This is a genomic window from Nakamurella multipartita DSM 44233, from assembly GCF_000024365.1.
GTDB classification, from domain to species: domain Bacteria; phylum Actinomycetota; class Actinomycetes; order Mycobacteriales; family Nakamurellaceae; genus Nakamurella; species Nakamurella multipartita.
This window is the reverse complement of record NC_013235.1, coordinates 1,391,373-1,415,431: the sequence shown is the minus strand read 5'-3', so window position 1 is coordinate 1,415,431 and position 24,059 is coordinate 1,391,373. Positions and strand designations below refer to the sequence as shown.

Genomic DNA, 24,059 nt, shown 5'->3' with positions numbered 1-24,059 from the left:
GGCGAGACTAGGCAGCGGCGGACGACCCTGTCAACGAGCGACATGCTGGTAGGTTGCCATCCAGACACGGGGTGCCCGGACGACGGGCTGAGAACCACACCCGTAACCACCTGATCTAGGTCATGCTAGCGAAGGGATGTCGTCATGACTGTCCGCGTTCTGTCCATCGCCGGGTCCGATCCCTCCGGCGGGGCCGGCATCCAGGCCGACCTGAAAACCTTTGCCGCCCAAGGCACTTACGGCATGGCCGTGATCGCCTCGCTGACCGCGCAGAACACCGCCGGGGTGCGGGGGGTGTTCAGCCCGCCGGCCTCTTTCCTGGCCCAGCAGCTGGACGCGATCAGTGACGACATCGCCGTGGACGCGGTGAAGATCGGCATGCTCGGCTCGGCCGAGAACATCGCCGTCGTCGATACCTGGTTGGCCACCCACCGCCCGCCGTTCGTGGTGCTGGACCCGGTGATGGTCGCCACCAGCGGCGACCGGCTGCTGGACGAGAACGCCGAGTCCGCGTTGCGCGCATTGCTGCCCCGGGCCGACCTGCTCACCCCGAACGTCGCCGAGCTGGCCGTGCTGGTGGGTGACGAGCCGGCCCGGGATCTGGACGGGGCCATCGCCCAGGGCAAGGCGTTGGCCTCCAGCACCGGGGCGCAGGTCCTGGTCAAGGGCGGCCATCTGGGCTCGGCCGGCGCCGACGGCGATCAGCTGGCCACCGACGCCCTGGTCGGGCCGGACGGCTCGGTGACCCTGGTGCCCGGCCCGTGGGTGTCGACCACGAACACCCACGGCACCGGCTGCTCCCTGTCGTCCGCGCTGGCCGCGTTGCGGCCGCAGCGCGAGTCCTGGGCGGCCGCGGCGGTCGACGCCAAGGCCTGGCTGACCGGTGCCCTGGCCGGTGGGGCGGCGCTGGGCGTCGGTCAGGGCCGGGGGCCGGTGGATCATCTGCACGCGCTGTTCCCGGCCACCTTCTCCACCCAGGAGTGGTCGCGGATCGCGCCGATCCGGGCGGCCATCGAGACCATGCCGTTTATCGTCGCGCTGGCCGACGGGTCGCTGCCCTGGGTCAACTTCCGCTTCTACCTCGCCCAGGACGCCCAGTACCTGCGCGAGTACGCCCGCTGCCTGGCCCGGGTGGCCGCGCTGGCCCCGGACCAGGACGCGCAGGAGTTCTTCGCGCATTCCTCGGCGGCCGCGTTGGAGGCCGAGATGGGCCTGCACCGGACCCTGCTGACCGCGCACGGCGAGTCGCTCAGCGGAATCGAGACCTCGCCGGTGACCACCGCGTACCTGGATCACCTGCACCGGTGCTGCGCGACCGGCTCGTACGCCGAGGCGGCCGCCGCGGTGTTGCCCTGTTTCTGGCTCTACCAGCACATCGGCGAGCGGCTGGGCGTGCTGCAGGCCCAGCGGTCCTCGGCCGATGCGCATCCCTATGCCGCCTGGATCGAGACCTACGCCGACCCGGCCTTTGCCGCGGCCACCACGTCCGCGATCGGGTTCGCCGACCGCGCCTTCCAGGCCGGCTCACCCGCCGAGCGGGACGCGATGATCGCCGCCTTCGAGCGCTCCAGCCGGTACGAGTGGATGTTCTTCGCGCAGGGCACCGACCTGCCGGCCTGGCCCGTCTGAGCCCGCCCGCCGGGCCGACGCGGGTTCGGCACCGGCGGGCGGCGCTGTCGCGGCGGCGGTGACACTTCCCTGACGGTTCGCTGACCGGAAAATCAACGTGCCGTTGGGCAGCCAAGGGTGACCCGTGGTGGTGACCATCGGGTTGAGTGGGTGTCGGGTTTAGGCGGCCGCGGTCAGGGTGACGTTGAAGCCGAGGGCTTCGAGTTGCCGGACGTGGTTACGGGTTCGGCGTCCGATGTCGATGCGTTGGTCGTTGAAGTCGACGCCGAGGTCGTGGAAGGTCGTGCCGGGGTTGGCGAGCAGGTGCCAGATGATGACAAGGATGGATCGGGCGATCGCGACGATCGTCTTGAGTTTGCCGCGGCGTTTGATCAGGCGTCGATAGCGTTCTCCCAGGAAGGTTTGGGTCTTGCCGCCGGTCGCGGCCGCTTCACCAAGCACGGCGCGCAGGTAACGGTTGCCCTTGCCGGTCTTACCGGTGGTTGATCGTTTCCCGGACTGGATCGTGCGGGGGCACAGCCGGGTCCAGGACACCAGATGGCCAGCGGTCGGGAACCGGCTCATGTCCAGCCCGATCTCGGCGATGATGACCTGTGCGTTGCTCGGGCCGATCCCGGGTATCTGGTCCAGGATCTTGATCATGTCTGCGGCCGTCGGCGGTTTCCGGCGCTGGGCCGCCTCGTCGGCGGGTGCGTTCGCCCCCGTACCGGGCCGAGCTTGGCCATCCGGTGCGGGGCGGTCCGGATCGGGGGTATGACCGGCCGGCAAGCTGGCCAGGAGTGCCTCGATGCGTGCGGTCAGGACGTCGATCTGATCGGTCAGCGTGTCGATCTGATGCAGCAGCATCCGGGCCAGCTCGGCGTGATGATCGTCGAACTGACCGGTCAGCGACTCGACCAGGTCGGCGTGCTTGAGCCGCATCCGGCCGCGGGCCATGCCGGCCAGAACCCGCGGGTCCCGCTGGCCCGCGATCAGGGCCTCGATCATGTCCCGGACGGACAGGGTGTCGATCCTGCTCGCCACGGAGGTGACCTTGATCAGGGCGTCCTCCAGCAGCTTCTCCAGCCGTTGCCAGTACCTGGTCCGGTCGCCGGTCAGATCGGCCCGCATCCGGGTGTAGTCGCGCAACTGCCGGATCTGCGCTGATGGCACGAACGATGGACGCAGCAGCCCCTTCTCGGTGAGCTTGGCCAACCACACACTGTCCAGCTTGTCCGTTTTGGGACGACCGGGGACGTTCTTGACATCGCGGGCATTGACCAACTGCACGTCCAGGCCATGAGCTTCCAGCAGATAGAACCAGATCCGCCAGTAGTCCGAAGTCGATTCCAGGGTCACCTTCTCGATGCCCTGGTCTGACAGCTGTGCGGCCAGGCCCAGGACCGCTCCGGTTCGGGCCGGGACGTCCCAGACTTTGCTCACTCGCCGACCCGTCCCGGACGCGGCTGGTACGCGAACGCAGACTGTGCCCGAGTCCTTGCCCACGTCGACCGCGCAGACCCGCTGCACGATCCGTTCGTGAGGTTCGTCGAGGATCTCCTCGACCTGTTTGGTCATCACACCGCGTGTCTCCCTTCCCGAGCGTGCACCACCACCACGGCGGGCTGCCCGGGGGCCTCGGTCGGGAACCGAAAATCTGACCGGCGTGCTCGAAGCAACAGTGCGTGACCCGTCAAGGTCGGGCCCCGGCGCCAGACTGATCAACGGGCTCGAAGCTCAAGCGAACGAATCGGCGTCGACAGGCAACCCACCACCCATTTTCACGCCGTCGTGGCGTCACCGGAAGGGACAGGGTGACTGATCAAAGCCGCGGCCAGGCCCAGGAAATGCCCGGTTCCGCGCGGCTTTCGTCCGCGAACCAGCGCGGCCCCCGGCGGTTCGCTGACCGGAAAATCAACGTGCCGTTGGGCAGCCAAGGGTGACCCGTGGTGGTGACCATCGGGTTGAGTGGGTGTCGGGTTTAGGCGGCCGCGGTCAGGGTGACGTTGAAGCCGAGGGCTTCGAGTTGCCGGACGTGGTTACGGGTTCGGCGTCCGATGTCGATGCGTTGGTCGTTGAAGTCGACGCCGAGGTCGTGGAAGGTCGTGCCGGGGTTGGCGAGCAGGTGCCAGATGATGACAAGGATGGATCGGGCGATCGCGACGATCGTCTTGAGTTTGCCGCGGCGTTTGATCAGGCGTCGATAGCGTTCTCCCAGGAAGGTTTGGGTCTTGCCGCCGGTCGCGGCCGCTTCACCAAGCACGGCGCGCAGGTAACGGTTGCCCTTGCCGGTCTTACCGGTGGTTGATCGTTTCCCGGACTGGATCGTGCGGGGGCACAGCCGGGTCCAGGACACCAGATGGCCAGCGGTCGGGAACCGGCTCATGTCCAGCCCGATCTCGGCGATGATGACCTGTGCGTTGCTCGGGCCGATCCCGGGTATCTGGTCCAGGATCTTGATCATGTCTGCGGCCGTCGGCGGTTTCCGGCGCTGGGCCGCCTCGTCGGCGGGTGCGTTCGCCCCCGTACCGGGCCGAGCTTGGCCATCCGGTGCGGGGCGGTCCGGATCGGGGGTATGACCGGCCGGCAAGCTGGCCAGGAGTGCCTCGATGCGTGCGGTCAGGACGTCGATCTGATCGGTCAGCGTGTCGATCTGATGCAGCAGCATCCGGGCCAGCTCGGCGTGATGATCGTCGAACTGACCGGTCAGCGACTCGACCAGGTGTTGACCGGCGCTCTACATGGCGATGTTGGCATCGTCGTTGTTGACGATGGTCTGGGTGTTGAAAGGCCCCGCCCGGTGGTGGTGGGCGGGGCCTTGGTGGTCATGGCGGCGGGGTCGTCGTCAATGTGAGGGTCATTCGCCTCCTGTTTCGGCGATCGCGGCCCGGGCTGATTTCTCGTCGACGATGGCCTGGTTGCGGGCGAACGCCGCGGTCAGGGCGTTGATCGCGAGGTTGTTGATGGCGCGGGGGTAGCCGCGGGCGGCGTTGTGGATCAGGGTGGTGGCGTCGCCGCTGAACAGGGTGTCGCTGCGGCCGGCGATCTTGAGGTGGTGGGTGAGGTAGTCCGCGGTTTCCTGGTCGGTCATCCCGGTCAGGGTGCAGCGCACCGAGATCCGTTGGTCCAGCGCGGCGAGCACGCCGAGGCGCAGCCGGTGCCGCAGGGTGGGTTGCCCGACGAGCAGCGCGGCGAACGGGCTGCCGGAGTCCATGTCGTGGTTGGACAGCATGCGCAGTGCTTCGAGTTGCTGGTTGTCCAACAGGTGCGCCTCATCGATCACGACCACGGGGGTGCGGCCGCGTTCGGCGTGTTCGGCCGCGAGGGCGTCGGCGGCTTGCGGGGCCAGGATCGAGGTGTAGAACGACGGGGTCCGGCCCAGGGCGGCGACGATGTGGTGGAGCATGCCGCGGACCCCGACGGACGGGTTGGGCAGGTAGATGACGACGTGCCGGCTGCTGTCCAGGGCGGCGGTGGCGGCGCGGACGGCGACGGTCTTGCCGGCGCCGACCTCGCCGGTGATCACGCCGAGGGCGTGTTGGTCGACGCACCAGCTGATCCGGGCGATCGCTTCGCCCAGTCCGCGGTGCCGATGCAGCATGCCCGGGGCCAGGTTCCGGCCGAACGGCATCCGGGTGAAGCCGTAGTGGGCCTGAAGGCGTTGCACGCTCACCGGGCCACCGCCTGACCATCGTCGTTGCCGTCGTTGCCGTCGTTGCCGTCGTTGCCGTTGAGGTCGGCCAGGGCGTCGTCGATGCTGCGCTGCCCGGGCAGCTCACCTGGGTAGAGGGCGTGATAGTTGATCTTCTGGTCGGCACTGATCTGTTGCTGGTGGTCCTGCGCGACCAGCGCCAGGTAGTCGATCCCCGTCCGCGGTGTCGTTGCCGGTTCAGGGGTCTCGGGTCTGGCCTTGGGATGGGTGTGCCGGGTGATCCGATGCGGCACCGCCGGCCCGTGGTCCCGGCCGTCGTAGCGGACCCGCAGGGTTTCCAGATCGAACGGGGAGAACACCAACTCGACTTTCCGACCGACCAGCCCCGCCTGAACCTGGTAGGTGTTGCCGTGCAGCGACACCGTCGCGGTCCTGGTGACCACGCGTTGTTCGGACCACAGGAACGCCTCGGTCAGATCCGCGGGGGTCGGCATCGCCGGAGACCGGCCGGCCCGCTGCCACCCGTCGGTCCAGCGTTGCAAGGGGCTCTGCCCGGTCTCGGAATGCACGTGGTGGTGATAGGACGCCTCGACCCAGGCGGTGAACAACCCGTTGAGTTCCAGCAGGGCGCCGGCGGGGGTCATCCCGGTATCCCGGATCTGGTCGGCGGTGCTGTCATCGATCTCGACCAGGAACTGGTCGCGCACGCTGCGGAACCAGCGTTCGATCTTGCCCCGCCCCTGCGGCTGCCCCGGACGGCTGTGGACGAGCCGGATCCCGAGCACCGCGCAGGCCCGCAGCAGCCAGTTGTCGACGAACGCGGACCCGTTGTCGACGTAGACCGAGCCGGGGACGCCGCGGCTGCCCAACGCGGGTTGCAGGGCCGCGGCCAGCCGGACGGTGTCCTCGGCGAACCCGAACCGATACCCCACGGCCACCCGGCTGTGGTCGTCCAGGAACGCGAACAAGTACGTTTTCCGGCCGGCGACCCTGGGCCCGTGCAGGGCGTCGCCGACCCACCGTTCGTTGCAATCGGCCGCTTCGAACCGGCCGAACACGGCCGGCCCGGCGCCGCCGGGCACCATCAGGTCCAGCCGGTGGAAATGCCGCAGCAGCGTCGTTTCCGACGGTGACCAGCCGGTCGAGGATCGCAGGATCCGGGCGACCTGGGCGACCGTGCGGGCCGGGTTCTCCCGTTTCAGACCGGCGGCCAGCTCGAACACGCCGGTGTCGATCCGGGTGCCGGGTTCCCGGGGCGACGGGCACAGACCTTCGAACCCGCCGGCCCGGTACCGGCGGATCCACCGGTCCAACGACTCCCGCGAGTATCGGACCCGGCCGCCGAACGGGCCGTCGTGTTCCCGGTCGGCGATCGCCCGAACGACCCGTCCGCGTTGCTTGGTCGACAGGCCCGGTTCCAGCGCCGGGCAGATCAACTGATATCGGAACAACGCGATCTGCTGCGCCCGTTCCCGCTGCTTGACCGTGTCCACACTCATCAACCACACCCGTCCTCGTCGTCGCTTCACCGCCCGGCAGGTGTTGCCGGGCAACGGCCTTCGCGACGATCCCGGACCAACACCGGTGACGTCAGGGGCAACTCGTGTTGATCAACACGGTGTCGAGAGCCGGGGCCAACCCGGGGACAGGAGCCGGCCGCCCGAGGACGCACAGGCGACCTGTCCGGCCGTCACTGTGCCGACCAAACCGGCCGACCCGAACCGGGACGCGATCGCCACCCAGGCCGCGGCGACCGCGGCCACCACGTCCCGCCAGGCGTCGCCAGTCGCGTCCGGGGCCGGCTGGTCCACCCCGGCCCGCCGGGCAGCGACGGTGAAGTGCACCCGCACCGGCTCCAACCGGGTGCTCATCCGTCGCAACCAGCCCCGGACCGTCGGCGCCGGCGCCCCGACCAGGACGGCGACCGCCCGGTGCCCGTGGCCGGCCGACCGGGCGACCAGCGCCGCCCAGATCACCGCGGCCGCGTCGGCCCGCCGCAGCAGCACCGTGACCGGCAGCAGCACGTGCGTGATCAGGCACGACGAACACCTGGCTCGGCGGGGCCGCAGTAACCCGACGCCTCGGACGTCACGCCGGCGAGCCCACCCCCAAGGGGCCAGCACACCTGGGCAGACCGGGCACGGCACGCCGCCGCCCGTCAGCCGGGACTCGACCAGATCCTGATTCGCCTCTACCGTGACCAACGGGTGCCTCCGTGCATCCGAGCACGGCCCTCCCGCACAGGTCTTCCCGGACACGTCGGCGGGAGGGCCGTTGTCCATTTCCGATGCTGGTCACACTGACGGTGACGACGACCGGACTCAACCCGCCAGCACACCCGCGCACGTTCGTCGGCAGCACCCATGACGAAAGACAGGTCAGCGGCCGTCATCCAGAGCGGTGGTCAACACCAGGTCGGCGTGCTTGAGCCGCATCCGGCCGCGGGCCATGCCGGCCAGAACCCGCGGGTCCCGCTGGCCCGCGATCAGGGCCTCGATCATGTCCCGGACGGACAGGGTGTCGATCCTGCTCGCCACGGAGGTGACCTTGATCAGGGCGTCCTCCAGCAGCTTCTCCAGCCGTTGCCAGTACCTGGTCCGGTCGCCGGTCAGATCGGCCCGCATCCGGGTGTAGTCGCGCAACTGCCGGATCTGCGCTGATGGCACGAACGATGGACGCAGCAGCCCCTTCTCGGTGAGCTTGGCCAACCACACACTGTCCAGCTTGTCCGTTTTGGGACGACCGGGGACGTTCTTGACATCGCGGGCATTGACCAACTGCACGTCCAGGCCATGAGCTTCCAGCAGATAGAACCAGATCCGCCAGTAGTCCGAAGTCGATTCCAGGGTCACCTTCTCGATGCCCTGGTCTGACAGCTGTGCGGCCAGGCCCAGGACCGCTCCGGTTCGGGCCGGGACGTCCCAGACTTTGCTCACTCGCCGACCCGTCCCGGACGCGGCTGGTACGCGAACGCAGACTGTGCCCGAGTCCTTGCCCACGTCGACCGCGCAGACCCGCTGCACGATCCGTTCGTGAGGTTCGTCGAGGATCTCCTCGACCTGTTTGGTCATCACACCGCGTGTCTCCCTTCCCGAGCGTGCACCACCACCACGGCGGGCTGCCCGGGGGCCTCGGTCGGGAACCGAAAATCTGACCGGCGTGCTCGAAGCAACAGTGCGTGACCCGTCAAGGTCGGGCCCCGGCGCCAGACTGATCAACGGGCTCGAAGCTCAAGCGAACGAATCGGCGTCGACAGGCAACCCACCACCCATTTTCACGCCGTCGTGGCGTCACCGGAAGGGACAGGGTGACTGATCAAAGCCGCGGCCAGGCCTAGGAAATGCCCGGTTCCGCGCGGCTTTCGTCCGCGAACCACCGCGGTTCGCTGATCAAAGCCGCGGCCAGGCCCAGGAAACGTCCGGTTCCGCGCGGCTTTGATCAGTCACCCTGTCCCTTCCGGTGACGCCACGACGGCGTGAAAATGGGTGGTGGGTTGCCTGTCGACGCCGATTCGTTCGCTTGAGCTTCGAGCCCGTTGATCAGTCTGGCGCCGGGGCCCGACCTTGACGGGTCACGCACTGTTGCTTCGAGCACGCCGGTCAGATTTTCGGTTCCCGACCGAGGCCCCCGGGCAGCCCGCCGTGGCGGTGGTGCACCTCAGGGAAGGAGCGACGCGGTGTGATGACCAAACAGGTCGAGGAGATCCTCGACGAACCCCATGAACAGATCGTGCAGCGGGTCTGCGCGATCGACGTGGGCAAGGACTCGGGCACAGTCTGCGTTCGCGTACCAGCCGCGTCCGGGACGGGTCGGCGAGTGAGCAAAGTCTGGGACGTCCCGGCCCGAACCAGAGCGGTCCTGGGCCTGGCCGCACAGCTGTCAGACCAGGGCATCGAGAAGGTGACCCTGGAATCGACCTCGGACTACTGGCGGATCTGGTTCTATCTGCTGGAAGCTCATGGCCTGGACGTGCAGTTGGTCAATGCCCGCGATGTCAAGAACGTCCCCGGTCGCCCCAAAACGGACAAGCTGGACAGTGTGTGGTTGGCCAAGCTCACCGAGAAGGGGCTGTTGCGTCCATCGTTCGTGCCATCAGCGCAGGTCCGGCAGTTGCGCGACTACACCCGGATGCGGGCCGATCTGACCGGCGACCGGACCAGGTACTGGCAACGGCTGGAGAAGCTGCTGGAGGACGCCCTGATCAAGGTCACCTCCGTGGCGAGCAGGATCGACACCCTGTCCGTCCGGGACATGATTGAGGCCCTGATCGCGGGCCAGCGGGACCCGCGGGTTCTGGCCGGCATGGCCCGCGGCCGGATGCGGCTCAAGCACGCCGACCTGGTCGAGTCGCTGACCGGTCAGTTCGACGATCATCACGCCGAGCTGGCCCGGATGCTGCTGCATCAGATCGACACGCTGACCGATCAGATCGACGTCCTGACCGCACGCATCGAGGCACTCCTGGCCAGGTTGCCGGCCGGTAACACCCCCGATCCGGACCGCCCCGCACCGGATGGCCAAACTCGGCCCGGTACGAGGGCGAACGCACCCGCCGACGAGGCGGCCCAGCGCCGGACACCGCCGACGGCCGCAGACATGATCAAGATCCTGGACCAGATACCCGGGATCGGCCCAAGCAACGCACAGGTCATCATCGCCGAGATCGGGCTGGACATGAGCCGGTTCCCGACCGCTGGCCATCTGGTGTCCTGGACCCGGCTGTGCCCCCGCACGATCCAGTCCGGGAAACGATCAACAACCGGTAAGACCGGCAAGGGCAACCGTTACCTGCGCGCCGTGCTCGGTGAAGCGGCCGCGACCGGCGGCAAGACCCAAACCTTCCTGGGAGAACGCTATCGACGCCTGATCAAACGCCGCGGCAAACTCAAAACGATCGTCGCCATCGCCCGATCCATCCTTGTCATCATCTGGCACCTGCTCGCCAACCCCGGCACGACCTTCCACGACCTCGGCGTCGACTTCAACGACCAACGCATCGACATCGGACGCCGAACCCGTAACCACGTCCGGCAACTCGAAGCCCTCGGCTTCAACGTCACCCTGACCGCGGCCGCCTAAACCCGACACCCACTCAACCCGATGGTCACCACCACGGGTCACCCTTGGCTGCCCAACGGCACGTTGATTTTCCGGTCAGCGAACCCGCGACCCGCCAACCCGCGATCAGCGAACCCACCAGGGCGGGCGTCAGCCCAGGCGAGTGGCCAGGTTCTCGTCCAGGGCCACCAGGAAGTCCTCGGTGGTCAGCCACTCCTGGTCCGGACCGACGAGCAGGGCCAGGTCCTTGGTCATCTTGCCGCCCTCGACGGTCTTGATGACGACATCTTCGAGGGCCTCGGCAAAACCGGTGACCTCCGGCGTGCCGTCGAGCTTGCCGCGGTGCTTGAGGCCGCCGGTCCAGGCGTAGATCGAAGCGATCGGGTTGGTCGAGGTCGGCTTGCCCGCCTGGTGCTGCCGGTAGTGCCGGGTGACGGTGCCGTGCGCGGCCTCGGCCTCGACGGTCTTGCCGTCCGGGGTCATCAGCACGGAGGTCATCAGGCCGAGCGAGCCGAAGCCCTGGGCCACCGTGTCCGACTGGACGTCGCCGTCGTAGTTCTTGCAGGCCCAGACGTAGCCGCCCTCCCACTTCAGGGCGGAGGCGACCATGTCGTCGATCAGCCGGTGCTCGTAGGTGATGCCGGCCTCCTTGAAGGCCCCGATGAACTCGGCGTCGAACACCTCCTGGAACAGGTCCTTGAACCGGCCGTCGTAGGCCTTGAGGATCGTGTTCTTGGTGGACAGGTACACCGGGTACTTGCGGGACAGACCGTAGTTCAGCGAGGCCCGGGCGAAGTCGCGGATCGAGTCGTCCAGGTTGTACATCGCCTGCGCGACACCGGAACTGGGCGACTCGAAGACCACGTGCTCGATCGGCTTGGAGCCGTCCTTGGGCGTGAAGGTGATGGTCAGGGTGCCCTCGCCGGGGAACCGGAAGTCGGTGGCCCGGTACTGGTCGCCGTAGGCGTGGCGGCCCACGATGATCGGCTTGGTCCAGCCGGGGACCAGCCGGGGGATGTTGGAGATGATGATCGGCTCGCGGAAGATCACGCCGCCGAGAATGTTGCGGATGGTGCCGTTGGGCGAGCGCCACATCTTCTTGAGGCCGAACTCCTCCACCCGGGCCTCGTCCGGGGTGATGGTGGCGCACTTGACGCCCACGCCGTGCTTCTGAATGGCGTGCGCGGCATCGATGGTGATCTGGTCGTTGGTGTCGTCCCGGCTCTCGATCCCCAGGTCGTAGTACTCCAGGTTCACGTCCAGGTACGGCAGGATCAGCTTCTCCTTGATGAACTGCCAGATGATCCGGGTCATCTCGTCGCCGTCCAGCTCGACGACCGTTCCCTCGACCTTGATCTTCGCCATATGCCGCGTACTCCTTCTCGATACCAGTCCGAACTGCTGCGCCCAGGTCCTGCCACGGGCCCGGGACAAGGCTCGACACGGGCCCGAAGAGTGGTGCGAGATCTCCGCGCAGACCGTACCGTCAGGACAGGTGCATGCGCGTCGGCGGGTCGGGGAAACAGCTCACGGACAAGTCAGTACCCGGCAAGTGTGGGGGGACGCATGGGGTCAGCCGCAGCCGGCAGCCAGCGGAGTTTCTCGGGAGATCGCAAGGCCGCCTGGGAGGGATTGCTGCAGTGCCAGGCCCGGCTGATGCAGCGCCTGGGGCAGGAACTGGAGGACGCGGGCAAGATCCCGCTGTCCACCTATGACGTGCTGGTTCAGCTCGCGGAGCACGGCGGCCGGCTGCGCCTGCGGGACCTGGTCGACCGGGTGGTGCTGTCCCAGCCGGGGCTGTCCCGCAAGGTCGCCCGGCTGGCCGACGAGGGGCTGGTCGAGCGCCTGCCGGACCCGCACGACGGCCGCGGCGTGGTGGTCAAGCTCACTCGCGCCGGACGGGCCGCCCTGCGCAGCGCCGCCGTCGTGCACATCGCGGGCGTGGAGCGGGCCTTCACCGATCAGATCTCCGACCAGGAGGCGGCCGTGCTGGCCGGCGTGTTCGGCCGGTTGCTGCAGGAGCCGTGACCGCCGGCGGTCAGGGCACCGTGACGGCCAGGGTCGCCATCATCGCCCCGACCAGCAGGTAGAAGCTGACGTCGAAGCCCTTGCCGCGCACCGCCAGCACCCCGATCACCCGCTCGGACAGCACCGCCCGCAGCAGCCCGGCCAGCAGCATGGCCAGGGCCAGGGCCGCGGTACCGCGCCGCCAGTAGGCCAGCGCGATCAGCACCAGCCCGAACGCCACGATGGCCAACACGATGGTGATCGGGATGGCCCGCACCATCGCCCGGCCGGTGGTCATCGGGCCTGATCGACGGCCGGTTCGCGAGCCCCGGCGGCCTCGACCAGATTGGTCAGCAGCATGGCCCTGGTCATCGGGCCGACCCCACCCGGATTGGGCGCGAGGAACCCGGCCACCTCGCCGACGCCGGGGGCCACGTCGCCGACGATCTTGCCGTCGACCCGGCTGACCCCCACGTCCAGCACCGCCGCGCCCGGCTTGACCATGTCGGCCGTCACCAGGGCGGGGGCGCCGGCCGCGGCGACGACGACATCGGCCTGCCGGACCAGCGCGGCCAGGTCGCGGGTGCCGGTGTGGCACAGGGTGACGGTCGCGTTCTCGCTGCGCCGGGTCAGCAGCAGGCCCAGCGGGCGGCCCACGGTGATCCCGCGGCCGATCACCACCACGTGCGCGCCGGCCAGCCGGACCCGGTAGCGGCGCAGCAGCTCGATGATGCCGATCGGGGTGCAGGGCAGCGGCGCGGCGTGGCCCAGGACCAGCGACCCCAGGTTGTACGGGTGCAACCCGTCCACGTCCTTGGCCGGATCGACCCGGGACAGGATCGCGAACTCGTCCAGGCCGGTGGGCTGCTGAACCAGGAACCCGGTGCAGGCGGGGTCGGCGTTGAGCTCGTCGACGACGGCCTCGACCTGCGCCTGGGTGGACCCGGCCGGCAACTCGCGTTGGATGCTGGCGACGCCGATCTCGGCGCAGTCCCGGTGCTTGGCGGCGACGTACCAGCGGCTGGCCGGGTCGTCGCCGACGAGCACGGTGCCCAGGCCGGGCACGATCCCCCGGGCGGCCAGGGCCGCGACCTGCTCCCGCAGTTCCAGCTTGATCGCGGCCAGGGTGGCTCGGCCGTCCAGCAGCACGGCGGTCATGAATCGATCACGAACGGCACTATCTCACCCCGCCGCGTCCGACCGGACGGCGATCTCCGGGCCGAGTGTCGCGCCGCCCTCGAGCGTGAGGCCGTCGCCGCTCCAGAACTTGCCCGGGTCGTACCAGTTCTGCGGCCGGTGCCCGGGCAGCAGGCCCATCGCCTGGTAGGTCGCCGCAACCACCTCGGCGCAGTAGATCGTCTCGGTGTCCTTGTGGTAGCGCAGCCGGCCGGTGGCCCAGCTCTTGGTCAGCTTCCAGGTGCTCGGGAACGGCGCGCCGTCCAGCCGGGCGATGGTGGTGAGCACTGCGTCCTCCATGGCCGCGGTGGCCTCCGGCACCAGTTGACGGAACCAGGCCTGGGCGCCGTACCGGGTGTCCCAGACGGTCACCGCGTCCCGCAGGTCGTGCAGCTGCACCCCGCGCTGGCGCTTGCCGGCCCACAGATCCGGCAGGGAACGCCCCAGTTCGGCGTGCCACATCAGCGGGGGCAGGTCGTCGATCACCACGGCCATGCCGACGTGGTTGACCGGCGCGTTGGTCAGGGTGCGGATGGTGCGGTCGGCCAGCGTCCGGCCGCGGAACAACCACACGTCGCCGGTGCGGGTGAGCTCCACCGCCTCGTCCAGGCTGGTCGATCCCGGGCGGGTCTGATCGGGCACCGGGTCAACCTAACCTCCGGCCGCACCTGCGGCCCGCAGCGGGCCGCCGTCCCGCTACCGTGACGCCGTGGCGAATCGGGTGTGGAAGTGGGTGGGGCTGGCCGGACTGGCCGGCGTCGCGGCCACCGGCGTGATCGTGGCCCGCGACCAGCGCGAGCGCCGGGCCTACGAACCGGACGATGTCCGGGCCCGCCTGCACGAGCGGGCCGCCGCCCTTTCGGCGGACCCGGCGGAGGACCCGGCAGCCGAACCGGCGGCCGAACCGGCGGCCGAACCGGCGGCCGAACCGGCGGCCGAACCGGCGGCCGAACCGGCGGCGGGGTCCGAATCCGCCGCTGCGCCGCACGGCACGGGCGCGCGCCGCTGGTGGTGGCCGTGGCGCCGCTGGCATCGGGTCACCCCGGACGCGTCCGCGCCGCCGGCCTGACCGGGTCGGGTCGGGATGCTCCTATGGTTGTCAAGCTGCTTTGGCGGGTCGTTTTTCTGCGGACGCGGACGTAAGCGCGAGGAAGACTTCTCGGGCGACATATCGCTTGAGGCAGCGGATGATCTCGGGCTTGGTCAGCCCCTGGGCGGTGCGTCGGGCGATGTAGTTCTTGGTTCGATCATCGGTGCCCATGCGGGTGATGACGATGCGCCAGAGTGCGCTATTGGCGGCTCGGTCTCCGCCGCGGTTGAGCCGGTGCCGGGTCGTCCTGCCCGACGAAGCAGGCAAGGGCGCCACGCCGCACAGCATCGCGAAGGCGGCCTCGTTGGTGAGGCGGTCGGCATTCTCGCCGGCCGTGACGAGCATCTGCCCGGCCACGTCGGGACCGATGCCTTTGAGTGCGAGCAGCCCGGGGTTGATCTGGGCCACGAGCGGACCGAGCAGCTCGTCGAGATCGGCGATCTCGACGCTGAGCGCCCGGTGGCGCCGAGCAAGAGAGCGCAGCGCGATCTTGGTGGCCGTGCCCGGATCGCCGGCACCGGCACGGTCCGGCCGCTGGTCGGCGCAGACCTTGATCAGTTCTCGGTCGGGCAACGCCCGCAGCTGGGCGCGCAGCGATTCCGGTGCGGTGACGATCAGCGCCTTGATCTGTCGCTGCACGTCAGCGCGTTGCCCGACGGCCGAACGGCGCGCCACCCGCAATGCCCGCAGCGCCTCGACACGACCGTCTCGATGCTTGGGCAGCCCGGTGCGCACCCGGGCCAACGCGGCCCGGGCCGCAGCCTCGGCATCGACGGGATCGGATTTGCCCTGCCACCGGCGGGCCTTGCGGTCGGGCCGGTCGACCTCGACCATGGCCACGCCCTGGGCGGCCAGCAATCGGGCCAGGCCGGCCCCGTAGACACCGGTGCCCTCGACACCGACCAGCAGCAGCGTCCCGAACCCGCGCAGCCACCGTAGCAACGCCCGGTAGCCGGCGGCGTCGGTGGGGAACTGGGCCGACCCCAACACCCGCCCCGCGGTGTCCACCGCTGCCGCGGTGTGGGTGTCCTTATGGGTGTCCACACCGCCGACCACCTCGACCGCCGATGAGTCTGCTTGTCGCTCCGCTTGTACTGCTGTCATCGTTGACCTGCCGTCCTGTCGCTGAACCGGGAAGGGCGGCACGCGCCGGTCGGGCGGGCGGACAAGACAGTGACGGGGCCTCTGGCCAGGCTCCTATAAGGTCACGACGCCCGTCCGGCAGGTGCCGAGATCGCCGCCGAACCCCGGCCGACACATCCCGTTCAGGACACCACGGTCAGTCAGGGCACGAGTCAAGCCGAAGCTCGACGGCGATCCACCCCTACATCCTCACTGTCAGGCCAGGTCGGGTCGAAGCGGGTCGGAGCGGCGGGTGCGGGCGGTCAGCTGATCGCGGCGGGCGTCCGGTCGGACACGCCGAAGCGTCGGCTCATGGCCACGACGAACGCGCCGATGCCGATCACCGCGACGGCGATGCCCAGCACGTACAGGGCGACGCTGCCGTAGCCCCAGGGCTGCACGTGCGGGTTGAGGAACGGGTAGGGGTACCACCAGTCGTTGCCGGTGCGGAAGTCGTGCACCAGGGGCCCGCGGACCAGCGTGTAGATCGCCCAGATCACCGGGAAGACGATGATCGCGCCCAGCGTGGACCAGGGCGCCACCCGCCGTTTGGGCGCCAGGACGACGTCCAACAGCAGGAACAGCGGCGCCCACACGTGCAGGATCTCGTTCGACCAGGGCACCGTGCTGCCCTGCGGCAGCGGGATGTTGCGCAGCAGCAGGTTGTAGACCAGACCGGTGATCAGCATGTACGTGCTCACGCAGGCCAGCAGGACGGCGAACCATCGGGGATCCACGCGCGCCCGGGACAGGCCGATGATCCCGCCGATGGTCAGGGCCAGCACCGACCCGCAATTGGACGCGATGGTGAAGAAGCTGAAGAAGTCGATCACGGTCCCCGCGATCGGCCACCCCTTGTCCGCGGAGATCCCGACGCTGCGGATGAGCTGCCCGACGATGGCGGCGACCACGGCCGCGGCCATCGCGAATCGCAGCACCGACCAGACCAGGACCCAGGTCCGTCCCTGTCGCACTCGATCCTCCCCGCCATCTGCGAGAACGCGGCCGGTCCGGGTCCCGCGACCAGTTCTACCCGACCGGCCGGAACGCCCGCCGCGCGACAGGCCGAGGCCCGTGGACCGCCCCGGGTCGTCGGCGCCGGCGCCGGTCAGTCCTCGGCCGAGCCGATGGCCAGGCCGTGCGCGGCGGCGAACAGCACGGCCTGGTCGATGTCCACCCGGGCGCCGGTCAGCACGGCCGCCACCCACAGCCCGGCGTCGACCCGGGCGCCGCGCAGATCGGCGCCGGTCAGGTTGAGCCGCTCGGCCCGCGCGCCGGTCAGGTCGGCCCCGCGCAGGTCGCACCCGGACAGGTCGGCCCGCACCAGATTGGCCTCGCGCAGCCGCAAGCCGGACAGATCGACCCCGGCCAGGTTCGCCCCGGCCAGCGAGACCAGGGTCAGATCGCAGTCCCGGATGGTCAGCGGCCGGGTCCGGCAGTCGGTGAAGCTGGACCCGGTCAGCCGGCAGCCGTGCAGCGACATCCCGTGCAGCGCGGCCCGTTCGAACGTGCACGAGGCGAACGAGGTGGACCGGTGGGTGCTGTCGTACAGCTCGGTCCCCCGAAACCGGCAGTTGGTGAACGTCACCCGGCGGGTGTGCACCCCCACCAGGGCGGCCTCGGTGAAGTCGCACCCGGTGAAGGTGATGTCCGCCAGCTCCTGGCCGGTCAGGTCGACGTCGGCGAAATCCTCGTCCACGTACTCGGTCTCGGTCAGTTGCAGGGCCATTGCGGGCCGCCAGTCAGGTTCGGATCGTCCGGTCTCGACTCGTCAGTGGAAGAAGTGGCGGGTCCCGGTGAAGTACATGCTGACCCCGGCCTGCTCGGCCGCCGCGATGACCTCGGGGTCGCGGACCGAACCGCCGGGCTGCACGATCGCCCGCACCCCGGCGGCGATCAGGATCTCCGGGCCGTCGGCGAACGGGAAGAACGCGTCGGACGCGGCGACCGAACCACGGGCCCGCTCCCCCGCCCGTTCCACGGCCAGCCGAGCCGAATCGACCCGGTTGACCTGCCCCATGCCGATGCCCACCGACGCGCCGTCGGCGGCCAGCAGGATGGCGTTGGACTTCACCGATCGGCAGGCCCGCCAGGCGAAGACCAGGTCGGCCAGCGTCGCCTCGTCCACCGCCGGGCCGGCGGCCAGGGTCCAGGTCGCCGGATCGTCGCCGGGGGCGTCCAGCTGGTCCCGGCGCTGCGCGAGCACCCCGCCGGAAATCGACCGGAACTCGATCGGATCGGGCGCGGCGCCCTCCGGCATGACCAGCAGCCGGATGTTCTTCTTGCGGGTCAGCACCGTCACCGCGTCGGCCGAGAAAGCCGGGGCGAGCACCACTTCGGTGAACACGTCGGCGATCTGCTCGGCCATCTCCATGGTCACCGGGCGGTTCGCGGCGATCACCCCGCCGAAGGCCGACACCGGGTCGCACGCGTGGGCGAGCCGGTGGGCCCGGGCAATCGTGTCGTCGGCGCCACCGGTCACCGCGGCGATGCCACAGGGATTGGCGTGCTTGACCACGGCCACGGCCGGATCGGCGAAGTCGCCGACGGCCCGCCAGGCGGCGTCCACGTCGACGTAGTTGTTGTAGCTCATTTCCTTGCCGTGGAGCTGCTCGGCCGAGGCCAGCCCGACCCGCCAGTGCCGGTACAGCGCCGCCGCCTGGTGCGGGTTCTCCCCGTAGCGCAGCGTGGACATCTTGTCCCAGCTCGCCCCGGTGAACTCGGGCCAGCCGTCGGCTCCGGTCGTCGCCCCGCCCAGGTAGGAGGCGACGGCGATGTCGTAGGCGGCGGTGTGCGCGAACGCGGCCGCGGCCAGCGCCGCCCGCTGGGCCAGGGTGAACCCGCCGTCGGCCAGCGCCTGCTCGATGTCGGGGTAGCGCGCCGGGTCGACCACCACCGCCACCGACGGGTGGTTCTTGGCCGAGGCCCGGACCATGGCCGGGCCACCGATGTCGATCTGCTCGACGCACTCGTCGAACGAGGCGCCCGAGCGCACGGTCTGCCGGAACGGGTAGAGGTTGACCACCACCAGGTCGAACAGCTCGATGCCCAGCTCGTCGGCCTGGCGCAGGTGGTCGGGCAGCCGGGTGTCGGCCAGCAGGCCGCCGTGGATCGCCGGGTGCAGGGTCTTGACCCGGCCGTCCAGGCACTCCGGGAAGCCGGTCACCTGCTCGACCGGGGTGACCGGGATGCCGGCGTCGGCGATCGCCCGGGCCGACCCGCCGGTGGACACGATGCTCACCCCGGCGGCGTGCAGCGCGGCGGCCAACTCCAGCAGGCCGGACTTGTCCGACACCGACAGCAGGGCCCGCCGGATGGGCCGACGCCCGTCCTGGGTGCTCATCCCAGCATCACCTTTCGTCCGTTCACCGTGTAGGGCGCCGCCGTCAGGGCGGTCACCACGTCGACCAGCAGCGCTCGCTCGACGACCTTGATCCGTTCGTGCAGGGTGTCCGCGTCGTCGTCGTCGGCCACCGGCACCGCCCGTTGCGCGACGATCGGGCCGGCGTCCACCCCGGCGTCCACCAGGAAGACGGTGCAGCCGGTCAGCTTGACCCCGTGGGCCAGCGCGTCGGCCGGGGCGTGCATGCCCGGGAACGCCGGCAGCAGCGACGGGTGCGCGTTGATCACCTTGCTGGTGAAGGCGCCGTCGAAGGCGTCAAGGAACGTCGGCGCGAGCAGCTTCATGAAGCCGGCCAGCACGATCAGGTCCGGCGCGTAGGTGGCCACCGCGGCGGCCAGTGCGGCGTTCCAGGCCGGCCGGTCGGGATGGTCGGCGACCCGGCAGCTGAAGGTGGGCACGCCGGCCCCGGCGGCCCGGTCCAGGGCCACGCAGGACGAGCGGTCGGAACCGACCGCGGCCACCCGGAACGGCTTGGGATCGGGCGCATCCAGCAGCGCCTGCAGCAGCGTTCCGGAGCCGGACGCGAGGACGACCACGTTCTTGGGGTTCTCGACTGGGGGCACGACTGGTTCGGGATCTTCCTTCGGCAGGGAACGGCCGGGATCGGCCGGTTCAGGGTAATCGCCCGGCTGGGCACCCGAGCCGGCGCCCCGACCGGCCCGGCAAACCGGCTGATTTTGCCCCCGATCGCGCCTACCGTTGACGGCAGGACGCACGCCGAGGGGGTTGCCGACCGCCATGACCGATCAGTCGCCCCCGGCCGCGCACGGCCGGCACCGCAGGTCCCCGGCCCGCCGCCGCACCCTGACCGTGGTGGCCGTGGTGGTGGCCCTGGTGGCCGCGGCCGGCGTCATCACCTGGCTGGTGCGGTCCCGGTCGTCGACCGATCCCGCCGCCGGCCCGGCGGCGGTGACAGTGACGGCGGCGAGCCCGACCGGCAGCCCGTTCGACGGCGCGGCCGCCAGTGCCCCCGTGAGTGCGGGCGCGAGGTGCCCGGGTGAGCCGCTGACCGTCGCGGTCACGCCCGATCTCGCCCCCACACTGACCGCCTTCGCCGAGCGGCAGGACCTGACCGTGGCCGGATGCCCGGTGCGGATCGACGCCGTCGACCCGGCCCAGGTCGTCGACGGATCGGCGACCGCCGACGTGTGGATCCCCGACTCGTCCAGCTGGCTGCCCCGGGCGACGGCCGCCGGGCGCACCGTCGGGCCGGACGCCCCGTCCATCGCCACCAGTCCCGTCGTGTTCGCCCTGTCCGGTCAGGCCCAGCAACAGCTGGCCGCGGCCGGTGCATCGACCGATGTCGCCGGCCTGCTGGCCACCCGCAAGACGGCCGCGCCGATCCGGGTGGGCCTGCCCGACCCGCAACGGTCGGCGGCCGCGGTGGCGGCCACCCTGTCCGCCCGGGCCGCGGTCAGCGGCGCCACCGACGCCCGGCCCGCCCTGACCTGGGCGGTCCGCTCCAGCCCGGCCGACCTGCCGGTCGACGACGCTCAGCTGCTGGCCCGCCTAACGTCCGATCCGGGCACCGCGGTGCCGGTCACCGAGCAGTCGCTGCTCGCCTGGGATCAGGACCATCCGGACTCACCCGCCCGGGCGCTCTACCCCGGACCCGGCGGGTTCGCCATGGACTTTCCCGTCGTCGCCGTCGGCGGCGACCCGGCCGCCACGGCCGCCGCCCGCGAGCTGGCCACCGCCTTGACCACCGAACCGGCCCGCACCGCCCTGCTGGCGGCCGGTTTCCGCGCCCCGGATCAGACTCCGGGGCCGGCGATCAGCGCCGCCGGGGCCGCCAGCGGCATCGACCCGGCGTACCGGGAGACGTCGGACCCGCCCACCCCGCAGGCCGTCGACGACGCCATCCGCAGCGTCCAGGTGACCAACGAAGGCACCCGGATGCTGGCCGTCATGGACATCTCCGGGTCGATGCTGGCCCAGGTGCCGGGCACCAACGGCGCCGACCGGATCGACCTGGCCAAGGACGCCGCCGCTCGCGGCCTGGGCCTGTACCGGGCGGACAGCGACATCGGCCTGTGGGAGTTCTCCACCCGGCTCAGCCCGACCAGCGACCACCGCGAGCTCATCCCGATCAGCTCGCTCGGGCCGGACGGGCAGGGCAGCACCGGTGCCGCCCGGCTGGCCGCCGCGCTGAACGGGCTGCAGGCCATCCCCGACGGCGGTACCGGCCTGTACGACACCGTGCTGGATGCGACCCGGACCGTGCGGGCCGGCTACGACCCCGACCGGGTCAACGTGGTGCTGCTGCTGACCGACGGGATGAACGACGACGTCAACAGCATCACCATGGACCAGTTGCTCAGCACCCTGGCCGCCGAGCAGGACCCGGCCCGGCCGGTACCGGTGATCTCGATCGCCTTCGGCCCGGACAGCGACGTGGCCGCGCTCCAGCAGATCAGCCGGGCCACCGGTGGGGCCACCTACCTGTCGCAGGACCCCCGGCAGATCGGCGAGATCTTCCTGGACGCGGTGGGCCAGCGTCTGTGCCGGCCCAGCTGCTGACCGACCCGAGCCGGGTCAGTCGCGGGGGCCGTCCGAACTCTCGTCGGGGTCCGGTTCGTCGTCGGGTTCGTCGTCCGGTTCGTCGTCGGGTTCGTCGTCACTGTCGTCGACCTCATCGGTCGGCGCGGCCTTCGCCGTCTCGGTGGCGTGGTCCTGAACCTCGTCCTCGGCCGGCTCGCCGGCTTGCTCGGCCTTCTCGGCCGGACTGGTCTGGCCGGCCGGATCGCCGTCCTCGGTCGCCGCCGGGGTGCGGCGGGGGCGACGCACCCGCTGGACCGGCTCGGCGGCGATGTCCCGGATCCGCCAGGGCACGGTGCGCCATCCGGTCACCGCGGCGACGATGACGGCGACCGCCCCGACCTCCACAGCGATCAGCGGGCCGAGCAGCAGCGGGGACACGCCGATGCCGGACCAGCGGCCGTCGCCGACGCCGCCACGGGCGATCGTTGCGGCCAGCGCCATCGCCGCACCGGTCAGCGCCGAGCCCAGCGCCGCGGCCGCCACCCGGTCGGCCCGGGTGACCAGCCGCCGGATCGCCGGACGGGCGACCAGGTAGCCGACGAGCAGCGGGACCACCAGGCCCACCAGGCCGAGCACCGACCGTCCGTCGTGCTGCGGAGCGGCGGCCAGCAGCGGCACCCCGGGCAGGTCGACGGTGGAGGTGGCCAACGGCGAATAGGTACCCGGGCCGATCTCGAAGCCGACGCCGGAGACGAACCCGACGGCGGCGACCACCGCGTTGGGCAGGTAGGCCAGCCCGAGCAGGGTCACGCCCAGCCCATCCAGCCAGGACGGCGCGGTCGCCGCGGCGATGTCGACGGCCGTGCCGAAGTGCCCGATCAGCCCGGCGGCCAGCACCAGCGCACCCGCCCCGATCAGCCCGGCCGTCCCGACCAGCGCGCCGCGCAGGCCGGCCCGGGCCCAACCGGCGGTGGCGTTCAGGGCCCACCGCGACCACGCGGAGTCGCCGTGCATCATGCCGGCCGCGGTCGCCACCAGGGCCAGTGTGAACGCCGTCCACACCCAGCCGGCCGGGACGGCGTCGGGCGAGGAGTAGCCCCGGGTGACGGCCGCGACGACCAGGCCGTAGACCCCGGCGGTGGTCGCGACGGCGACGGCCTCCTGATAGCGCCCGACGGGCAGGAACCGGCCCCGCCGGGCGGTGAGGAACAGCAGGCCGGCTGGCACCGCGGTCAGCAGCAGCGGGGGCAGGCTAAGAGTGACGCCACCGATGGCCACCGGCATCAGGTTGGCCAGCGCGAACGCGGTCACCCCGCCGCGCAGGGCGACCGCCGCGTCCGGACCGGATGCGGGCGTCACCGCCCACACCATCAGGGCCAACCCGGCGGTCAGCAGCACACCGGCGATGGCCACGACCGCGCCGCGCAGCGCGGCGGCCGCGACGACCATCCCGGTCGGCGGCGGCGGATCGTCGGACGGGACCGCCGCCCGTTCGGGGGCCAGATCGCGAAGCACGGACCCACTGTCACACGGGCGGCCAGCCGGCCGGGCCAGGCACGCCGTCGGTCAGGAACCGAAGGTCAGGCGGCGCCGCCGAGAACGTCCTGCAGGCGGGCAGCGAAGGCCTCGGGCTGGCCGGGATGGCCGAACTCGGGTCCGGAGAAGCCGCCGTGATGGCTGGGGAACTCGACCGCCGGCTGACCGAGCGCGGCCGCCGTCGCCTGGGACGTGCGACCGGTGAGGCCTTTCGCGGACTCCACGCCGACCGCGATGACCACCCGGGTCGGCGCGGCCTGCAGGGCGGCGATGTCGGGCCGGTACGCGGTGACCGCGTTCGAGACGCCCGACAGCAGCGGGTCGGTCGGGGTGCCGTCGTCCTGGTCGGGCAGGCCGAAGGCGGCCGGGTCGGGCAGCGGCCGGCTGGCGTAGTCGGGGGTGAACTCCTCCGACCAGGACGACATGGCGATGAAGGCGGCCATGCCCCGTCCCCAGCCGCCGGCCCGGTAGGCGTCCTGACAGGCCCGTTCGGCGGCGAAGGCGCCGTCCACGTCGGGCAGCAGGCCCAGCAGCGGTGGCTCGTGCGCGATGAGAGTGATGACGTCGTTCGGAAACGCCGCGACCAGGGCCAGCGCAGTGATCGCGCCGCCGCTGCTGGCGAACAGGTCGACCGGGCCGGCGCCAAGGGCATCGATGAGCGCGTGCACGTCCTGGGCCTGCTGCTCGGGGTCGTGGTCGGTGCGCCCGTCCGAGCGGGTGCTGCGGCCCAGCCCGCGCGGGTCGTAGGCGACGACGGTCCGGTCCGGCAGGTAGGAGGCCAGGGTGGCGAAACCGGCGGCGCCCATCGGCTGCGCGATCATCACCAGCGGCGGACGACCGTCGGCCGTCGGCAGCGGCCCGTACTGGTCGTAGGTCAGGACGGCGCCGGGCACCTCGAGGGTGTGCGTGACGGGCATCGGGACTCC

At 70.8% G+C, this 24,059-nt stretch carries 21 protein-coding genes, 2 pseudogenes and 1 riboswitch; of the genes and pseudogenes, 6 read left to right on the top strand and 17 right to left on the bottom strand.

Annotated elements, in window-relative coordinates:
• Positions 1 to 57 precede the first annotated feature (57 nt).
• A riboswitch (TPP riboswitch) is annotated at positions 58 to 154 on the top strand.
• Entirely contained in the window at positions 145 to 1,629 is a 1,485-nt protein-coding gene (thiD, locus tag NAMU_RS06435; RefSeq protein ID WP_015746599.1) for a bifunctional hydroxymethylpyrimidine kinase/phosphomethylpyrimidine kinase, read from the top strand. Its footprint overlaps the riboswitch before it by 10 nt.
• Positions 1,630 to 1,788: 159 nt before the next feature.
• Here the strand turns inward: thiD and NAMU_RS06430 are convergent, their stop codons facing one another.
• Together NAMU_RS06430 and NAMU_RS06425 are read right to left on the bottom strand one after the other, a co-directional pair.
• Positions 1,789 to 3,186 (bottom strand): IS110 family RNA-guided transposase, encoded by a 1,398-nt coding sequence (locus NAMU_RS06430; protein ID WP_015746598.1) that lies wholly within the window; start codon positions 3,184 to 3,186, stop codon positions 1,789 to 1,791.
• Between the two features lie 403 nt (positions 3,187 to 3,589).
• A pseudogene (locus tag NAMU_RS06425) lies at positions 3,590 to 4,330 on the bottom strand (IS110 family transposase); the annotation flags it as partial.
• Here NAMU_RS06425 and NAMU_RS06420 point away from each other — a divergent pair.
• Positions 4,265 to 4,462 carry a hypothetical protein gene (locus tag NAMU_RS06420; protein WP_041368506.1) on the top strand — a complete coding sequence of 66 codons (198 nt, stop codon included), beginning with the start codon at positions 4,265 to 4,267 and terminating at the stop codon, positions 4,460 to 4,462. The pseudogene NAMU_RS06425 and the gene NAMU_RS06420 sit on opposite strands and share 66 nt — an antisense overlap.
• Before the next feature lie 3 nt (positions 4,463 to 4,465).
• Here NAMU_RS06420 and NAMU_RS06415 read toward each other — a convergent pair whose 3' ends face one another.
• From NAMU_RS06415 to NAMU_RS06400, 4 genes and pseudogenes are all read right to left on the bottom strand, one after another.
• Entirely contained in the window at positions 4,466 to 5,281 is an 816-nt protein-coding gene (locus tag NAMU_RS06415; protein ID WP_015746597.1) for an ExeA family protein, read from the bottom strand.
• A complete protein-coding gene (locus tag NAMU_RS06410) occupies positions 5,278 to 6,759 on the bottom strand; it encodes a DDE-type integrase/transposase/recombinase (RefSeq protein WP_015746596.1) in 1,482 nt (493 codons plus the stop codon). The genes NAMU_RS06415 and NAMU_RS06410 overlap by 4 nt, the downstream gene beginning before the upstream one ends.
• Before the next feature lie 111 nt (positions 6,760 to 6,870).
• A complete protein-coding gene (locus NAMU_RS06405; RefSeq protein ID WP_245544824.1) occupies positions 6,871 to 7,284 on the bottom strand; it encodes a hypothetical protein in 414 nt (137 codons plus the stop codon).
• 384 nt (positions 7,285 to 7,668) lie between these two features.
• Positions 7,669 to 8,331, bottom strand: a pseudogene (locus NAMU_RS06400) (IS110 family transposase); the annotation flags it as partial.
• A gap of 610 nt (positions 8,332 to 8,941) precedes the next feature.
• Between NAMU_RS06400 and NAMU_RS06395 the strand changes: the two are divergent.
• Entirely contained in the window at positions 8,942 to 10,339 is a 1,398-nt protein-coding gene (locus NAMU_RS06395; protein ID WP_041368389.1) for an IS110 family RNA-guided transposase, read from the top strand.
• Positions 10,340 to 10,468: 129 nt separating this feature from the next.
• Here the strand turns inward: NAMU_RS06395 and NAMU_RS06390 are convergent, their stop codons facing one another.
• Entirely contained in the window at positions 10,469 to 11,683 is a 1,215-nt protein-coding gene (locus NAMU_RS06390; protein WP_015746594.1) for an NADP-dependent isocitrate dehydrogenase, read from the bottom strand.
• 201 nt (positions 11,684 to 11,884) lie between these two features.
• Between NAMU_RS06390 and NAMU_RS06385 the strand changes: the two genes are divergently transcribed.
• Positions 11,885 to 12,346, top strand: coding sequence for a MarR family winged helix-turn-helix transcriptional regulator (locus tag NAMU_RS06385; RefSeq protein ID WP_015746593.1), 462 nt, complete (start codon positions 11,885 to 11,887; stop codon positions 12,344 to 12,346).
• Between the two features lie 10 nt (positions 12,347 to 12,356).
• Here NAMU_RS06385 and NAMU_RS06380 read toward each other — a convergent pair whose 3' ends face one another.
• Genes NAMU_RS06380 through NAMU_RS06370 form a run of 3 tightly spaced genes read right to left on the bottom strand, consistent with a single transcriptional unit; the run spans position 12,357 to position 14,143 of the window.
• Positions 12,357 to 12,623 carry a DUF3017 domain-containing protein gene (locus tag NAMU_RS06380; RefSeq protein ID WP_015746592.1) on the bottom strand — a complete coding sequence of 89 codons (267 nt, stop codon included), beginning with the start codon at positions 12,621 to 12,623 and terminating at the stop codon, positions 12,357 to 12,359.
• Positions 12,620 to 13,483, bottom strand: coding sequence for a bifunctional methylenetetrahydrofolate dehydrogenase/methenyltetrahydrofolate cyclohydrolase (locus NAMU_RS06375; RefSeq protein ID WP_015746591.1), 864 nt, complete (start codon positions 13,481 to 13,483; stop codon positions 12,620 to 12,622). The genes NAMU_RS06380 and NAMU_RS06375 overlap by 4 nt, the downstream gene beginning before the upstream one ends.
• 24 nt (positions 13,484 to 13,507) lie before the next feature.
• Complete coding sequence (locus NAMU_RS06370; protein WP_015746590.1) at positions 13,508 to 14,143, bottom strand: hypothetical protein; 636 nt, start codon at positions 14,141 to 14,143, stop codon at positions 13,508 to 13,510.
• Positions 14,144 to 14,210: 67 nt separating this feature from the next.
• Between NAMU_RS06370 and NAMU_RS29110 the strand changes: the two genes are divergently transcribed.
• Positions 14,211 to 14,570: a hypothetical protein gene (locus NAMU_RS29110; protein WP_015746589.1), complete on the top strand. Its 360-nt coding sequence runs from the start codon at positions 14,211 to 14,213 to the stop codon at positions 14,568 to 14,570.
• 30 nt (positions 14,571 to 14,600) lie between these two features.
• Here NAMU_RS29110 and NAMU_RS06360 read toward each other — a convergent pair whose 3' ends face one another.
• The 5 genes from NAMU_RS06360 to purN form a co-directional block, all read right to left on the bottom strand.
• Positions 14,601 to 15,695, bottom strand: a complete 1,095-nt coding sequence (locus NAMU_RS06360; RefSeq protein ID WP_052307831.1) for an IS110 family RNA-guided transposase — start codon at positions 15,693 to 15,695, stop codon at positions 14,601 to 14,603.
• A gap of 281 nt (positions 15,696 to 15,976) precedes the next feature.
• On the bottom strand, positions 15,977 to 16,687 hold the full coding sequence (locus tag NAMU_RS06355) for a Pr6Pr family membrane protein (RefSeq protein ID WP_015746588.1): 711 nt from the start codon (positions 16,685 to 16,687) through the stop codon (positions 15,977 to 15,979).
• Positions 16,688 to 16,821: 134 nt separating this feature from the next.
• Positions 16,822 to 17,442 (bottom strand): pentapeptide repeat-containing protein, encoded by a 621-nt coding sequence (locus tag NAMU_RS06350; RefSeq protein ID WP_015746587.1) that lies wholly within the window; start codon positions 17,440 to 17,442, stop codon positions 16,822 to 16,824.
• A gap of 42 nt (positions 17,443 to 17,484) precedes the next feature.
• On the bottom strand, positions 17,485 to 19,056 hold the full coding sequence (gene purH / locus NAMU_RS06345; RefSeq protein ID WP_015746586.1) for a bifunctional phosphoribosylaminoimidazolecarboxamide formyltransferase/IMP cyclohydrolase: 1,572 nt from the start codon (positions 19,054 to 19,056) through the stop codon (positions 17,485 to 17,487).
• Complete coding sequence (purN, locus tag NAMU_RS06340; RefSeq protein ID WP_015746585.1) at positions 19,053 to 19,679, bottom strand: phosphoribosylglycinamide formyltransferase; 627 nt, start codon at positions 19,677 to 19,679, stop codon at positions 19,053 to 19,055. The genes purH and purN overlap by 4 nt, the downstream gene beginning before the upstream one ends.
• A 175-nt stretch (positions 19,680 to 19,854) precedes the next feature.
• On the opposite strand from purN, the gene NAMU_RS06335 reads away from it, so the two are divergent.
• Positions 19,855 to 21,636 carry a substrate-binding domain-containing protein gene (locus NAMU_RS06335; RefSeq protein WP_015746584.1) on the top strand — a complete coding sequence of 594 codons (1,782 nt, stop codon included), beginning with the start codon at positions 19,855 to 19,857 and terminating at the stop codon, positions 21,634 to 21,636.
• Positions 21,637 to 21,651: 15 nt separating this feature from the next.
• Here NAMU_RS06335 and NAMU_RS06330 read toward each other — a convergent pair whose 3' ends face one another.
• Together NAMU_RS06330 and NAMU_RS06325 are read right to left on the bottom strand one after the other, a co-directional pair.
• Positions 21,652 to 23,112, bottom strand: coding sequence for a cell division protein PerM (locus tag NAMU_RS06330; RefSeq protein WP_015746583.1), 1,461 nt, complete (start codon positions 23,110 to 23,112; stop codon positions 21,652 to 21,654).
• A gap of 65 nt (positions 23,113 to 23,177) precedes the next feature.
• Complete coding sequence (locus NAMU_RS06325) at positions 23,178 to 24,050, bottom strand: alpha/beta fold hydrolase (RefSeq protein ID WP_015746582.1); 873 nt, start codon at positions 24,048 to 24,050, stop codon at positions 23,178 to 23,180.
• Between the last annotated feature and the right edge of the window lie 9 nt (positions 24,051 to 24,059).

Coding starts and splice junctions, on each gene's coding strand:
- NAMU_RS06410 (WP_015746596.1), bottom strand. CDS start 6,759: ATGAGTGTGGACACGGTCAAGCAGCGGGAACGGGCGCAGCAGATCGCG.
- NAMU_RS06430 (WP_015746598.1), bottom strand. CDS start 3,186: ATGACCAAACAGGTCGAGGAGATCCTCGACGAACCTCACGAACGGATC.
- purH (WP_015746586.1), bottom strand. CDS start 19,056: ATGAGCACCCAGGACGGGCGTCGGCCCATCCGGCGGGCCCTGCTGTCG.
- NAMU_RS06360 (WP_052307831.1), bottom strand. CDS start 15,695: ATGACAGCAGTACAAGCGGAGCGACAAGCAGACTCATCGGCGGTCGAG.
- NAMU_RS06335 (WP_015746584.1), top strand. CDS start 19,855: ATGACCGATCAGTCGCCCCCGGCCGCGCACGGCCGGCACCGCAGGTCC.
- NAMU_RS06420 (WP_041368506.1), top strand. CDS start 4,265: ATGCAGCAGCATCCGGGCCAGCTCGGCGTGATGATCGTCGAACTGACC.
- NAMU_RS06350 (WP_015746587.1), bottom strand. CDS start 17,442: ATGGCCCTGCAACTGACCGAGACCGAGTACGTGGACGAGGATTTCGCC.
- NAMU_RS06395 (WP_041368389.1), top strand. CDS start 8,942: ATGACCAAACAGGTCGAGGAGATCCTCGACGAACCCCATGAACAGATC.
- NAMU_RS06380 (WP_015746592.1), bottom strand. CDS start 12,623: ATGACCACCGGCCGGGCGATGGTGCGGGCCATCCCGATCACCATCGTG.
- NAMU_RS06325 (WP_015746582.1), bottom strand. CDS start 24,050: ATGCCCGTCACGCACACCCTCGAGGTGCCCGGCGCCGTCCTGACCTAC.
- NAMU_RS06390 (WP_015746594.1), bottom strand. CDS start 11,683: ATGGCGAAGATCAAGGTCGAGGGAACGGTCGTCGAGCTGGACGGCGAC.
- NAMU_RS06375 (WP_015746591.1), bottom strand. CDS start 13,483: ATGACCGCCGTGCTGCTGGACGGCCGAGCCACCCTGGCCGCGATCAAG.
- NAMU_RS06385 (WP_015746593.1), top strand. CDS start 11,885: ATGGGGTCAGCCGCAGCCGGCAGCCAGCGGAGTTTCTCGGGAGATCGC.
- thiD (WP_015746599.1), top strand. CDS start 145: ATGACTGTCCGCGTTCTGTCCATCGCCGGGTCCGATCCCTCCGGCGGG.